The sequence below is a fragment of the Enterobacter sp. YSU genome (assembly GCF_016082135.1).
GTDB classification, from domain to species: domain Bacteria; phylum Pseudomonadota; class Gammaproteobacteria; order Enterobacterales; family Enterobacteriaceae; genus Enterobacter; species Enterobacter hormaechei_C.
Genome location: NZ_CP059487.1, coordinates 3,578,237 through 3,591,543 on the forward strand (window position 1 = coordinate 3,578,237; position 13,307 = coordinate 3,591,543).

At 57.3% G+C, this 13,307-nt stretch carries 17 protein-coding genes and 1 pseudogene; 3 read left to right on the top strand and 15 right to left on the bottom strand.

What is annotated here, in order from left to right:
• Positions 1-39: 39 nt before the first annotated feature.
• Positions 40-267 carry a YodD family peroxide/acid resistance protein gene (gene yodD / locus H2Z33_RS17185; RefSeq protein WP_017383339.1) on the bottom strand — a complete coding sequence of 76 codons (228 nt, stop codon included), beginning with the start codon at positions 265-267 and terminating at the stop codon, positions 40-42.
• Between the two features lie 128 nt (positions 268-395).
• Between yodD and dsrB the strand changes: the two genes are divergently transcribed.
• Complete coding sequence (dsrB, locus tag H2Z33_RS17190; protein ID WP_003859583.1) at positions 396-584, top strand: protein DsrB; 189 nt, start codon at positions 396-398, stop codon at positions 582-584.
• Positions 585-682: 98 nt separating this feature from the next.
• On the opposite strand, the gene rcsA is transcribed toward dsrB, so the two are convergent.
• The 14 genes and pseudogenes from rcsA to fliF all read right to left on the bottom strand — a co-directional run bounded on the left by rcsA (position 683) and on the right by fliF (position 12,205).
• The gene (rcsA, locus tag H2Z33_RS17195) at positions 683-1,306 is read right to left on the bottom strand and encodes a transcriptional regulator RcsA (protein WP_003859584.1); all 624 of its coding nucleotides are present in this window, start codon (positions 1,304-1,306) and stop codon (positions 683-685) included.
• A gap of 290 nt (positions 1,307-1,596) precedes the next feature.
• A pseudogene (gene fliR / locus H2Z33_RS17200) lies at positions 1,597-2,389 on the bottom strand (flagellar biosynthetic protein FliR); the annotation flags it as partial.
• Positions 2,390-2,395: 6 nt separating this feature from the next.
• Positions 2,396-2,665 carry a flagellar biosynthesis protein FliQ gene (gene fliQ, locus H2Z33_RS17205; RefSeq protein WP_003859587.1) on the bottom strand — a complete coding sequence of 90 codons (270 nt, stop codon included), beginning with the start codon at positions 2,663-2,665 and terminating at the stop codon, positions 2,396-2,398.
• A gap of 10 nt (positions 2,666-2,675) precedes the next feature.
• Positions 2,676-3,413, bottom strand: coding sequence for a flagellar type III secretion system pore protein FliP (gene fliP, locus H2Z33_RS17210; protein ID WP_015572437.1), 738 nt, complete (start codon positions 3,411-3,413; stop codon positions 2,676-2,678).
• Entirely contained in the window at positions 3,413-3,787 is a 375-nt protein-coding gene (fliO, locus tag H2Z33_RS17215; protein ID WP_015572438.1) for a flagellar biosynthetic protein FliO, read from the bottom strand. Before fliO ends, fliP begins: the two co-directional genes overlap by 1 nt.
• Positions 3,788-3,789: 2 nt before the next feature.
• Positions 3,790-4,203 carry a flagellar motor switch protein FliN gene (gene fliN, locus H2Z33_RS17220; RefSeq protein WP_003859592.1) on the bottom strand — a complete coding sequence of 138 codons (414 nt, stop codon included), beginning with the start codon at positions 4,201-4,203 and terminating at the stop codon, positions 3,790-3,792.
• Positions 4,200-5,204 (bottom strand): flagellar motor switch protein FliM, encoded by a 1,005-nt coding sequence (gene fliM / locus H2Z33_RS17225; RefSeq protein ID WP_003859594.1) that lies wholly within the window; start codon positions 5,202-5,204, stop codon positions 4,200-4,202. Before fliM ends, fliN begins: the two co-directional genes overlap by 4 nt.
• A 4-nt stretch (positions 5,205-5,208) precedes the next feature.
• Positions 5,209-5,679: a flagellar basal body-associated protein FliL gene (fliL, locus tag H2Z33_RS17230; protein WP_003859598.1), complete on the bottom strand. Its 471-nt coding sequence runs from the start codon at positions 5,677-5,679 to the stop codon at positions 5,209-5,211.
• A 106-nt stretch (positions 5,680-5,785) separates the two neighbouring features.
• Positions 5,786-7,000, bottom strand: coding sequence for a flagellar hook length control protein FliK (gene fliK, locus H2Z33_RS17235; protein WP_047740851.1), 1,215 nt, complete (start codon positions 6,998-7,000; stop codon positions 5,786-5,788).
• A complete protein-coding gene (gene fliJ, locus H2Z33_RS17240; protein WP_017383343.1) occupies positions 6,997-7,440 on the bottom strand; it encodes a flagellar export protein FliJ in 444 nt (147 codons plus the stop codon). The genes fliK and fliJ overlap by 4 nt, the downstream gene beginning before the upstream one ends.
• A gap of 21 nt (positions 7,441-7,461) precedes the next feature.
• Positions 7,462-8,832, bottom strand: coding sequence for a flagellar protein export ATPase FliI (fliI, locus tag H2Z33_RS17245; protein ID WP_017693144.1), 1,371 nt, complete (start codon positions 8,830-8,832; stop codon positions 7,462-7,464).
• Entirely contained in the window at positions 8,832-9,539 is a 708-nt protein-coding gene (gene fliH / locus H2Z33_RS17250; RefSeq protein ID WP_047740852.1) for a flagellar assembly protein FliH, read from the bottom strand. The genes fliI and fliH overlap by 1 nt, the downstream gene beginning before the upstream one ends.
• Positions 9,532-10,530 (bottom strand): flagellar motor switch protein FliG, encoded by a 999-nt coding sequence (gene fliG, locus H2Z33_RS17255; protein WP_003859608.1) that lies wholly within the window; start codon positions 10,528-10,530, stop codon positions 9,532-9,534. Before fliG ends, fliH begins: the two co-directional genes overlap by 8 nt.
• A complete protein-coding gene (fliF, locus tag H2Z33_RS17260) occupies positions 10,523-12,205 on the bottom strand; it encodes a flagellar basal-body MS-ring/collar protein FliF (protein ID WP_017383346.1) in 1,683 nt (560 codons plus the stop codon). Before fliF ends, fliG begins: the two co-directional genes overlap by 8 nt.
• A gap of 228 nt (positions 12,206-12,433) precedes the next feature.
• Here fliF and fliE point away from each other — a divergent pair, with 228 nt between their 5' ends.
• Entirely contained in the window at positions 12,434-12,748 is a 315-nt protein-coding gene (fliE, locus tag H2Z33_RS17265; RefSeq protein ID WP_003859612.1) for a flagellar hook-basal body complex protein FliE, read from the top strand.
• 75 nt (positions 12,749-12,823) lie between these two features.
• Positions 12,824-13,237, top strand: a complete 414-nt coding sequence (yedD, locus tag H2Z33_RS17270) for a lipoprotein YedD (protein WP_003859613.1) — start codon at positions 12,824-12,826, stop codon at positions 13,235-13,237.
• Positions 13,238-13,307: the final 70 nt, after the last annotated feature.

Genomic DNA, 13,307 nt, shown 5'->3' on the forward strand with positions numbered 1-13,307 from the left:
TTGATCCCGGTCATCCCCATGACCGGGATTTTTTTCGCCTTAGCGGTTCGTCTCCGAGACGCTAAAGTCATGGATATCCAGCTCGAATGCTTCAGCCAGTTCACGGTAGGTATGGTAATCCCTACCATTGACCACGACACGGTCGGAATTATCCTCCGCGCGATGAACTTCGGACTCACTGATTTCATTGATGGCGGCAAGCAGGGCATCGACATCCACTTCAACCTCACGCTTAATGGTGTCGCTGTACTCTTTGTCGGTCTTCATGGCGGGTTCCTCATTTAATCGTCTCAACAGTTAAGTATAGACCGCACACAAAAACGCCATTCGCGCCAGGTGGCGATGCCAGGCAATGCAATTTGTTCTACACTGGCTCAAAACCACAGGAGGAATGTATGAAGGTCAACGATCGGGTAACCGTCAAAACGGACGGTGGGCCGCGCCGCCCGGGCGTGGTGCTGGCAATAGAAGAGTTTAATGAAGGCACAATGTATCTGGTGTCGCTGGAAGATTACCCGCTCGGCATCTGGTTCTTCAACGAACTGGGGCACCCGGATGGTATCTTTGTGGAAACGGCGGAATAGGGCGGCGTCGGGGTGTCTTCTCCCCGGCTCCGGCTACTGAAAAGCAAAATCTCTGGCCAGGCCAGAGATCAAGGTAGGGTACAACATGGCCGTGCAAATTAGCGCATATTAACGAAAATCCCATTCGTCACATTATCTGTCAGGCGTACGACATGGTATATGACTTGCTTATTATGCGTTTTAATTTTCCTTTTAATATTTCCTTTGTGTGACGATACTGTTTTTGCCTTGATATTCATCTGATCTGAGATCTGAATTGTCCCTTGTCCAGCCATCCACATTCTTAGCATACTTGATTCAGTTCTGCTTAATGATAGGGTGGGTAAGTTAATCGCCCCTACATTCTTAACTTCTTTATTCAAATAATCGCCCAGGATATCATCAAGCGACTCTGGTTTAATCGATTTCGAACTGATTAATAAGTTTTTACGCACCAACAAATACTCATCGAAATGAATATTGGCGATCGCCATAAAAACAATAAACAGGGTCTTAGGATGCTGATTAATGATCTGCTTAATGTGCTGACTGTTAGCGGGGTCGTGAATGAAACAGTCCTCATTAATAAACACCACGCCGGGCTTGTGGGCGTCACAAGCGGCTGCGAGTTCTTCAACGGTGTGTGCATCGTTGATGTCTCTCTTTCTTACCCCTCTGCTTGCTAAGTACCCGGTTAACCCTAGCCGGGTGTAGCTGCATAAATCCATAATGATCGTTGACATGGCATACCCTCACTCAATGCGTAACGATAATTCACCACCTGCCTGAGAGCTCATAAACAGCCATACGGGATGGAAAAAATCTAATAAAACCTGTGAGCATGACAAAGACTTTCAGGCGAACTCACTATCCCGTAAAGTTACGTATAATTTGCCAGGAATCATCTTAAAGTAAAGTAAATATTAAGTATTGTGAGGTGGTTAGAAACATTTAAACCGCGTCAGATATATCCTGGTAGATGTTTTTCGAGATTATTTTTAGGAATATCCTCAGAAAAACATTGCAAACACTGCGGGTTATTATTTGCGTGGAAGTTCGCTGACAATATCCGCTAACAGATTGAATATCTCGCTGAATAAATGCTCGCAGAAGGGGGCGATAAGTGGCATCAATAATGACATTAATAAAAGGCCAACCGTCAACGTCACCGGAAAGCCGATGACGAATACCGACAGCTGCGGGGCCATTCGGTTGAGTAAACCTAATGCGAGGTTAACGGTGAGCAGCAGGGTAATGATCGGCAGCGCCAGCATAAGCCCGTTAAGGAAGATCAGCCCGGCAGCCCGCACCAGCGCCAGAAACGCGTTGCTGTTAACCGGGTTGTCGCCAATCGGCAGCGTGTGGAAGGTGTCCACCAGCATCGAGATGAGCCACAGGTGGCCGTTGAACGAGAGAAACAACAGCATCGCCAGCAGGTCGATAATACGCGCCAGCACGGGCATATTCAGATGGCTGCCCGGGTCAACGAACGTCGCGAAAGACAGGCCCATCTGTAAACCGATCAATTCGCCCGCCGTTCGTACCGCGGCGAAGGCGAGCTGCATCGTAAACCCGACCGCCACGCCAATCATCACCTGTTGCAGGGCAATCCAGATCGCATTCGGGGAAAAGATCGGGATATCCACGGCTGGCAGGGAAGGGGCAACGATAATGGTGATAACGATGCCCAGCCCAATTTTGACGCGTTTAGGCACCGACTTTTCACTGAGTATGGGGGCGGTGGAGATCAGCGCCATGATGCGCAGCATCGGCCAGAAATAGATCCCGAGCCACTGAACAAACTGATCGCTGGTGAAATGCAGCATCGTCCGTCAGCCGATGATGTAAGGCAGATTGGTGAACAGGTTGCGCATATAGTCTAGCAGCAAATTGAGCATCCATGGCCCGGCAACGATAATCGCCACGAAGACGGCAATGATCTTCGGGATGAACGACAGGGTCATTTCGTTAATCTGCGTGGCGGCCTGGAGAATACTGATAATCAGACCGGTGACCAGCGCAACCAGCAGCAGGGGCGCGGCGACGGCAATCGCGACTTTCATCGCCTCCGTGCCCATCATCATGACCGACTCAGGCGTCATTGCGCGCTCCTCAACTGTAGAAACTCTGCGCCAGCGAGCTGACCAGCAGCTGCCAGCCGTCGACCAGCACGAACAGCATGATCTTAAAGGGCAGGGCAATGGTTGCGGGTGGGACCATCATCATCCCGAGCGCCATCAGGACGCTGGCGATCACCAGGTCAATAATCAGGAACGGAATGAAAATGGTGAAGCCAATCTGGAACGCCGTTTTCAGCTCACTGGTCACATACGCCGGGAGCAGAATACGCATCGGCACCGCTTCCGGCCCCTGTAACTCACCGGTGTTAGCGAGACGGGCAAACAGGGCCAGATCCGCTTCGCGCGTCTGGCGAAGCATAAATTCACGTAATGGCTGCGCGCCCTTTTCCAGGGCAACCTGCATGGAAATTTTATCTTCGCTGAACGGCTGGTAGGCCTCGGTGTAAATCTTGTCGATCACCGGCGACATAATGAAAAAGGTCAGGAACAGGGCTAAACCCAGCAGCACCTGATTGGGCGGCGCGGACGGCGTGCCGAGCGCGTTGCGCAGCAGGCCAAACACAATGATGATGCGGGTGAAGCTGGTCATCATTAGCAGGATCGCCGGAATAAAGGTCAGCGAGGTGATGAATACCAGCGTCTGCACGGACAGGGACCAGCTTTGTCCCCCGTTCGCCAGCGGCGTGGAAACCAGCCCCGGCAGTTGCGCATACACAGAGGGCGCGAACAGGCCCAGGCCTGTCAGCGTAAGGAATAACAAACGGCGCATCAGGATCTCCCGGGACGCTTGAGCAAACTCTTCATTACGGACTGGAAATCCGCAGGGGCCTGGGCGTTAGCCTCCACCGTGACAGGCGCAGGGGGGAGCGTGTGAAGGACGTTAATGCTGGAGGCGGTCACGCCCAGCACCAGTCGTGCATCTTCCACCTCCACAATGACCACGCGCTCGCGCGGTCCTAGCGGGGTGCTGGCGCTGACCTTCAACCCGCGGGTACCGGCCGTTTTCCCCGCCAGACCGAAACGCTTTGCCAGCCAGGCGGCGATAAGGATAAAGGCAATAATACCGAACAGCGCGCCGCTCACCTGGAGCAGCGGTGAGCCGGGTACGGCGGAGGGCGCGGACAGTGTTGCCTGGGTTTTCATACTTAACGACTCAGACGACGCATGCGTTCGGAAGGGGTAATGATGTCGGTGATACGTACGCCGTATTTATCGGCCACCACCACTACTTCGCCCTGTGCAATCAGGTAGCCGTTGATCAGAATATCCAGCGGCTCACCCGCTAAACCGTCAAGCGCCACCACGGAACCCTGCGTCAGGCGCAGCAGCTCTTTAATGGTCATGCGGGTGCGACCCAGCTCAACGGTCAGCTTGACCGGAATGTCCATAATCAGGTCGATGTCCTGCAACGTGCCGCTGACGTCGCCGCCGCCTAACTGCTGAAAGACCGCGTCTGCCGCGCTTTTCGTCGGCGTCGTTTTCTGCTCGTTTAACGCGTCAGCCCACAGATCGTCCAGTGCTCCGCTGTTTTCATCGGACGGATTGTTCATGTCACTCATTTGGGCTGTTCCTCATTCAGCGAATTCAAAATCGGGTTGATCAAGTGCTCAACGCGTAACGCATACTGGCCGTTAATCGTGCCGTACTGGCTTGTCAGCACGGGTACGCCATCCACATGGGCAATAATGCGGTCAGGTTTATCTATCGGCAAAACGTCGCCGGGTTGTAATTTCAGGATCTGCGATAACCGCATGGAGATGTCGGCGAAGTTGGCTACCAGCTCCAGCTGCGAATGCTGCACCTGACGCACCAGGTTTTCACGCCAGTTCTGATCTTCGTGACGTGAGTTCTCCAGCGGCGGGTTCACCAGCAGTTCGCGCAGCGGTTCAATCATGCTGAACGGCAGGCAGATGTTGAACTCGCCCGTCAGGTTGCCGATCTCGACGTGGAACGGGGTGTTCACGACGATGTCATTCGGGGAGGTGGTGATGTTGGTAAACTTCACCTGCATCTCGGAACGCACGTACTCGACTTCCAGCGGGTTAATCGCTTTCCACGCGTCGCTGTAGGATTCCAGCGCAAGCTTCAGCATGCGGTTAATCACACGCTGTTCGGTATGGGTAAACTCGCGGCCTTCCACTTTGGTCGGGAAACGGCCATCGCCACCGAACAGGTTATCCACCGCGATGAACACCAGGCTTGGCGAGAACACAACCAGACCGGTACCGCGCAGCGGTTTCAGATGGATCAGGTTAAGGTTGGTTGGCACCGGCAGGTTGCGGGCAAACTCATGATACGGCTGAATGCGGATCGCACCGACGGTGATATCCGGGCTACGACGCAGCAGGTTAAACAACCCCATACGGAACTGACGTGCGAAACGTTCGTTGATGATCTCCAGCGCCTGTAAACGCTCGCGCACCACGCGACGCTGGGTATTGGGATCGTAGGGACGAATATTATCATCGCCGGTCAGACCCGGCTTCGGTTCGTCACTTTTATCGCTGTCGCCGTTGAGCAGCGCATCGATTTCTGCCTGAGAAAGAATACTGTCGCCCATGTCGTTACCGCAGAATGAAGGCTGTATACAGAACGTCAGTGACTTCCTGCTTAGGTTGGCCGTTTACCAGCGGGGTCGCCAGCGTCTGTTTAATGGCATCGACCAGCTTTTGCTTGCCCACATCGGTGGCGAGCGCGGAGGCATCCTGACGAGAAAACAGCAGCAGCAGACGGCTACGCACTTCTGGCAGGTAGTCGTTCAGGCGTGCACGGGTCGCTTCATCTTTCAGACGCAGCGTAATACCCACGTAAAGCACGCGATCCGCATCGCCCAGGTTCACGGTGAACGTATCCAGCGGGTAGAAGACCGGCGCCGGTGGAGGCGGCGCTTCAGCTTTGGCGGCCGCGCTGGAGGGTTCCTGCTGCATACGCCAGTAACTGTAGCCTGCGGTGGCGCAGGCCGCGAGGGTAATCAACACCAGCAGCGGGATCCAGATGGAACGCTTGCTTTTTTTGGTGATAGCGGAGTCTGTCATCTGATACGAGCTTCCTGTTTCGGTACAGCTTAATACGGTGATTATCCCGTGTCCGGCTTAGGTCAAAGCGTGGAAAAGACGGGGATAATCACGTTACCTCTGGCGTTTAGGCAAAGATGTCTACGGCACGGCTGCCGCGCGCGGCGGATTGCAGGGCGGCAGGGGCAGGCAATAACTCTTCACTCTCATCGTTAAACCCGCCATGCTGGCCGGAACGCGAAGTGTGCTGTTGCTGCCCGGATGAGGACTGCTGTTGCCCGGCAAAGCCCTCGCTGCTGACGCTACTTTGGGAAAGCTGAATGCCGTTTTCCGCAAGCTGCGTGCGCAGGATCGGCAGGGCCGCTTCCAGCGCCGCGCGGACGTGGCTGTGGGGCGAAACCATCTGCAACTGCGCCTGGTTGTCATCCAGCTTAAGCGAAATTTGCACCTGACCCAGATCCTCCGGGTGCAGACGCAGCTCTGCGGTCTGCTGTCCCTGCTTTGTGAACAGGGTGATGTGCTGGCTCAGATTCTGCTGCCATTCGTGCGTGCCCAGCGGCTGGCTTAACACCGGCGCTGTCGCAACGGTAGCGGCAGGCTGTGAAGGCGCCAGGTGACTTACGATCGGTGCCAGCGTCGCGGTTGGGCTGGCGGCAGACGACGCCGCGCTCGCTACGTCCTGCTTCTCCGTGACGGCGGCGACGGCTGGCGTAACGGCTGCCGTGGCGGGCAGCGATGTGTCGCTGTCCTGAACCGGCATTTTTTCCTGACCCGTTAACGCATGGCTAAGCGGCTGATGCTGGCCGTTGTCCGTCTGGGCTAGCGCAGAGGGGAGGGCAGTTCGGGGGGCGATCTCCCCGGTGCTCGCAGGCTGCGTCGCTACCGGGGTGGTGGTCTGCTGGTGCGGTAACATCGCCATCAGCGCGCTTAACCCGGCCAACTCCTCTTCTTCAGTCGTGGTCTCGCTGTTTGTTTTCGCCTCCGGCTGGGTCAGCGTCTTCAGCGCATCCGTATTCGCGGCGGGTTTCAGGCCGGAGACGAGGCTTTGCAGGGAGACGGCGGTATCTTCACCAGTCAGGGTCTCCTGACGGGAGAGCAGTTCGGCGATTTTGGCCTGGAGCGTGGTATCACCGTTTTTTTCCTTTGCCGCTGTCGACAGCTTGTTGCCCGCCGCTTTCAGATCCGCCAGCGTCAGCGGGGCATCTTTGCCTTTGCCGGTGGTCTCGGTCAGCGCGCCCGCCAGCAGAGAAAGAAAATCTTGCGCGCCCTCAGCGCCTTTCCCGGTCAGCGTGCCGCCGGACGGGTCGCTGTCGGTCATCAGCAGTTGTTGCAGTGTGATCATTCTGGTTTCCTCATTGATGCGCGCTGGGCAAACTCATCCATTTTTTTCTGATCCAGACGGTTTTCCGCCAGGGTCGAGGCTGCAATCTGTCGGTCCTGTAAGGTTTGCCAAGCCTGCAACCGCTGTTTTTTCTCGCGCCAGAAATTCAGCGCGGTATCGACTTTTTGCGTCCACTGGTTGAGCTGCTGGCGATGCTGCTCAATCGCCTTTTCCAGCGTCTGGATAAACTGCTGATAGTTAATCCAGCGCTGGCTACCAATGCCTTGCGCCATGTCGGTGTTAAGGTTGGTGCGATATTCATGCTGATAGTCGATTAACATCTTCAACTGTTCTTCAGCCTGCTGGCACCCGCGTCGCATTGCGCCAAGCTGCAATGCGGCATCATCAACTTCTTTTTCAGCCAGATCTTTCAGCGTTGATAACGCGCTGTTCTGCGCCATGACCTTCGCCCTCCACCTGTGTTACACCTGCGGGAAAATCAGCTCCAGTGCCTGGAGGGAATCTTCCCAGTCGGCGCGTTCAAAAATACCCTGTTGCAGAAATGCCTCCAGCTGCGGCCACAGGGCAATCGCTTTATCGAGCATCGGGTCGCTGCCTTTGGCGTACGCCCCGACGCTTACCAGATCGCGGTTGCGCTGGAAGCTGGAGAGCAGTTGTTTGAAGTTACGCACGCGGGCGTAGTGTTGCTCGGTGATCAAGGCCGTCATCGCACGGCTGATCGAGGCTTCAATATCAATTGCCGGATAGTGCCCGGCTTCGGCCAGACGGCGCGACAGCACGATATGGCCGTCGAGGATCGCGCGCGCGGAGTCGGCAATCGGGTCCTGCTGGTCATCGCCTTCGGTCAGTACCGTATAGAACGCGGTGATGGAGCCGCCGCCGCTGATGCCGTTCCCCGCGCGCTCAACCAACGCCGGGAGCTTGGCGAAGACCGACGGCGGGTAGCCTTTGGTCGCGGGCGGCTCGCCGATGGCCAGCGCAATCTCACGCTGCGCCATCGCGTAGCGGGTCAGGGAGTCCATAATCAGCAGCACGTGCTGGCCCCGGTCGCGGAAATCTTCCGCAATACGCGTGGCGTAGGCGGCACCCTGCATACGCAGTAGCGGCGACACGTCCGCAGGCGCGGCGATCACCACCGAGCGGGCGCGGCCCTCCGCACCCAGAATGTTTTCGATGAAATCTTTGACTTCGCGACCACGCTCACCAATCAGGCCAACCACGATAACGTCCGCCTGGGTATAACGCGCCATCATGCCGAGCAGGACCGATTTACCCACGCCGGAGCCGGCAAACAGCCCCATACGCTGGCCGCGTCCCACGGTGAGCAGGGCGTTAATCGGCCGCACGCCGGTATCCAGTACGTGCTCGATTGGCGTGCGTTGCAGCGGGTTGAAGGGTTGGGTGATCAGCGCGCCGGTTTCGGTGGTATCAGGGGAGGGCAGGCCATCGAGCGGTTTGCCGCTTCCGTCCAGCACGCGGCCCAGCAGCGCCGGACCGAGCGGGAGCTGTTTGCCGCTTTGCAGGCCGTCACCGCTGATGTTTTTCGCGTAGACGCGGGCGCCGGGCAAAATCCCTTCCACTTCTTCAAGGGGCATCAGAAACAGGCGCTGACCGTTGAACCCGACCACTTCGCTTTCCACTTCACGCGTCTCCCCCCCGTCCTGACGCTCAATCACGCAGGTGGCGCCGAGCGGAAGTTGCAGCCCCGTGGCTTCCAGGACCAGACCGGTGGCGCGCGTCAGGCGTCCATAACGACGAACGGATGGCAGCTGCGCCATCTTCGTTTCAAAATTATCGAGCGTGTTAAGCCAGCGCGTAAGGCGAGCGGTCATCAGACGACTCCCGGTGCCGCCAGGCGGCACAGTTCCTGCCAGCGGGTCGCGACGCTGGCATCCAGATCGCCCTCATCCGCCGAGACCTTACAGCCTCCGTGATGGAGCGACGGATCGCCGCGCAGCCGCCAGCCGTGCAGGCTCAGCGTCGCGCCGAGGCTCTCTTCCACGCGCTGCAAATCATCAGGATGAACGCGCAGCTGCGGTTTGCCGCTGAACAGCGGCTCCTGCTGGAGCAGGGCCTGGATCTGCTTAATCAGCGAGGCGTTATCCACTACCGGCGTCTGGCCGATCACCTGACGGGCCGCCTCCAGCGCCATCTGCATCAGGCGCGAGGCAATCACGCTGTCGAGCGCATCCAGCGTGTGCTGAAACTCGCTCACCAGTTGCTGCATGCGGGCATGCAGCGGCGCCTGCTGCTGGCGCGCCTGCTCAATGCCCTGCTCTAAACCTTTCGCCAGCCCTTCCTGATAACCCTGTGCGTGCCCGGTCTGACGGCCTTCGTTCATCCCGGCGTTGAAGCCCTGCTCGTGCGCCTGCATTTGCATCTGGGCCAGCATCTGGGCGCGCTGTTCCTCTTCACTCAGCTCGGGGATGCCCGCCCCGGCGTCGCCCTCGTCGGACGACATAACGGCAGGGGTGAACTCTGCGGTGGGAGGGGAGAGGTCGTCAGGCGTCCAGCGCTTCCACGACAGTTCATCAGACATAGGTGTCGTCTCCGCTGCCAATCACCATCTCGCCGGTTTCTGCCAGACGACGAACAATAAGCAGGATCGCTTTCTGTTCGTTTTCCACCTGAGACAAACGCACCGGGCCACGGTTGGCCAGGTCGTCGCGCAGGATATCGGCCGCACGCTGGGACATGTTGCGCAGGAATTTCTCGCGCAGCGGCTGCTCGGCGCCTTTGAGGGCGATAAGCAGCGATTCGGAGTCCACCTCCTGAAGCAGGCGCTGGATACTGCGGTCGTCCACTTCGACCAGGTTTTCGAACAGGAACATCTCGTCGATAATTTTCTGCGCCAGCTCGCCGTCGAACTCGCGTACCGCCGTAATAACCGCCTCTTCCTGCTGCGTTTTCATCAGGTTGATGATTTCCGCTGCCGTTCTCACGCCGCCCATTTTGCTGCGCTTGAGGTTCTGGCCGTCGAGCAGGTTGTTCAGCACTTCGGTCAGCTCCGCCAGCGCGGCTGGCTGGACGCCGCCGAAGGTGGCGATACGCAGCATCACGTCGTGGCGCAGGCGCTCGTCGAACAGCGCCAGAATATCGGCCGCCTGACCCCGTTTGAGGTGGACCAGAATGGTGGCGATAATCTGCGGGTGCTCGTCGCGAATAAGATCGGCGGCGCTTTGCGGCTCCATAAAGTTGAGCGTTTCGATCCCGCTGGCGGTGTCGCGCGTTTCGAGAATATCTTCCAGCAGGCTGGCGGCGCGCTCTTCGCCCAGCGCCTTAACCAGCACGGAGCGCAGGTATTCGTTGGCGTTGACGTTGAGCGCGGCAAACTGCTCGGCTTCCTGCTCAAACTCCGCCAGCACTTCTGTCAGCTGCTTGTTGGAGATCTGGCGCACGTTGGCCATCGCCGCGCTGAGGATCTGCACTTCTCGCTGGGAGAGGTGTTTAAACACTTCCGCCGCGCGATCTTCGCCAATGGTCATCAGCAGGATGACGCTTTTATCGGTGCCTGTAAGCGTATTACTCATGTTCGTTACCCATCCAACCGCGGATGACCAGCGCGACGACGCGCGGATCGTTATCTGACATTTCGCGAATGCGCTGGCTCATCACCTCTGCGCCCATACGCTGGTTAGCACGGCGCTGCTGCATCTGTTCATCTTTGCTGAGACGAACTTCAACCGCTTCTTCCTCGTCCGGACGCGCGTTCTTCTGTTCCAGCGCGGCTTTCTCGGCTTCAGCACGGCGCTGTAGCTGAGGACGAACGCCCTTACGCCACAGCAGCCACGCGACAATCAGCACCAGCAGCCAGCGGCCTGCGGACATTAGCTGATCGAAGAACGCCTGCTGTTGCCAGAACGGCAGTTCGCCACCGGTCTCATCCACCGGGTTGAACGGTGAGTTCACAACGTTGAGGGTATCGCCACGTTTTTCAGAGAAGCCCATCGCTTCGCGGGTTAAATCTTCGATCTGCTTCATCTGCTCCGCTGTGAGCGGCAGCGGTTTACCGTCCGGCAGCGTTTTGTAGTTCACCACCACGGCAACAGAGAGACGCTGAATATCGCCCGTGTTCAGTTTGGTATGGCGGATAGTCCGGTCGACTTCGTAGTTGGTCGTTTCGTTACGGCTGCTGTTACGCGGGCCGGTACTGTTCGCGGTCGAGGTCGTCTGCTGATTCGTTTGCTGACCGTTCTGCGGGTTTGCCGGCGGGGTGGAGATTGGCGCGGCGTTGGCAGGCGCTGGCTGGTTAGAGAGCGCGCCCGGCACACCGCCAGGATACTGTCCGCCGACCTGTTCCGTCTCATTGATCTGACGCGAGCGTAACACGGCGCGGGAGGCATCCCCGTTCGGGGCGTACTGCTCTTCGGTCTGTTCTTTATTCGAGAAATCAATCTGCGCCGTGACCTGCGCGTGTACGTTGCTGCTGCCGACCACCGGGCCCAGAATCGCTTCGATGCGACGCTGGAGACGGCCTTCCACATCCGCGGCGTATTTCAGCTGAGCGTCGTTGAGATCGCGCCCTGCGGTGTTGGACTGCGTCAGCAGATGACCACTCTGATCCACCAGCGTAACGTTACCCGGCGGCAGGCCGGCCACCGCACTGGAGACCAGGTGCGTGACGGCGCTGATCTGCCCTTCATCCAGCGCACGGCCAGGTTCGAGGTTAACGGTCACAGAGGCCGAAGGGGACTTTTGTTCACGGACAAACAGGGACGGCTTAGGCATCGCCAGGTGCACGCGGGCACTTTTCACCGGGCCTAAGGTTTCAATCGTACGGGCCAGCTCACCTTCCAGTGCGCGCTGATAGTTAACCTGCTCGCTGAACTGACTGATGCCGAATTTTTCCTGATCCAGCAGCTCAAACCCAACCGCGCCGCCTTTTGGCAGCCCCTGCTGGGCGAGACGCAGGCGAAGCTCGTGCACTTTATCTGCCGGTACTTCAAGCGCACCACCGTTATCGGCAAAGCGATACGGGATGTTCATCTGGGTTAACTGGGTGACGATGGCACCGCCATCCTGGTCGGAAAGGTTGCTGTAGAGCGTGCGGTAATCCGGGCTTTTTGCCCATAAGACCATCGCGACAACGATCGCAATGGCGGCAGCGCCTGCCACAATCAACGGGATCTTAGGGTTGGCGCGAAGGCGGTTCATCCACTCGAGTGATTTATTCTGTGGCGCTGTCGATGCTGCTGTCGCACTCATTGCGCACCTCTTAAATCCTGGTGGTTTACGTTATTCGTGTAGAGAAACAAAACTGACTCCCGGGTCGGCAAACACGACAAAAGTTCCATACTGATGGCCCTGCCATTATTTGATGATTCGGGATTTTCTATGCGTCAAATAACCTGGTTTTTTAACGCTATTTACCGCCATTATCTTATTGACAAGCTGTTAGTCTTGACCTCGTAAAAAACCATCCAGGGGAGAGTCATGGCTATACAGGGCATTGAAGGGGTACTCAGTCAGTTACAGGCAACGGCGATGACCGCCCGTAATCAGAGCGTGGCTGACCAGCCGCCGGGCGTTAGCTTCGCCGGTCAACTGCATGCGGCGCTGGACCGGATCAGCGACAAGCAAAACGCGGCCCGTACCCAGGCTGAGAGATTTACCCTTGGCGAACCCGGCGTGGCGCTCAACGATGTGATGGCCGATCTGCAAAAAGCGTCGGTGTCATTGCAGATGGGGTTGCAGGTGCGTAACAAGCTGGTGTCGGCATACCAGGAAGTGATGGGGATGCAGGTTTAATCAATACCTATCTTACGCTGGCAGCCTGATGGCTTTAATGCCACAATATTTTTTTCTTCGCATGCAGGAAAGATGATGAAAAAAGTAGCAATTGTGGCTGCGATGCTGACGTTAGCGGGATGTGTTCAGGTCGATAACTACCAGGAAGTGATTAAGCACCCGGTACCTTCGCAACTGGCAGGTTACTGGCAGTCGAAAGGGCCGCAGAGCGCGATGGTGAGCCCGGAAGCGATCGCCACGCTGGTGGTGACGCCAGAGGGGGATACGCTGGATTGCCGTCAGTGGCAGCGCGTTATCGCGGTGCCGGGTAAGATCATGCTGCGTTCAGATGATTATTATAACGTGACGCGTAAGCTGGATGTCTATCCGCTGGAGCGTGATGGGGCGGCGCTGGAGTATGACGGTATGGAACTGTACAAGGTTGACCGTCCAACGGTGGAATGCGCAGATTACCTGAGCAAGAATCCGCTGGAGAGTAAGCTTCCGTAGCGGTAAAAGCAAAACGGCAATCATATTGCCGTTTTTAGGGTTTGCTCCCTCTCCCGGTGGGAGAGGGTCG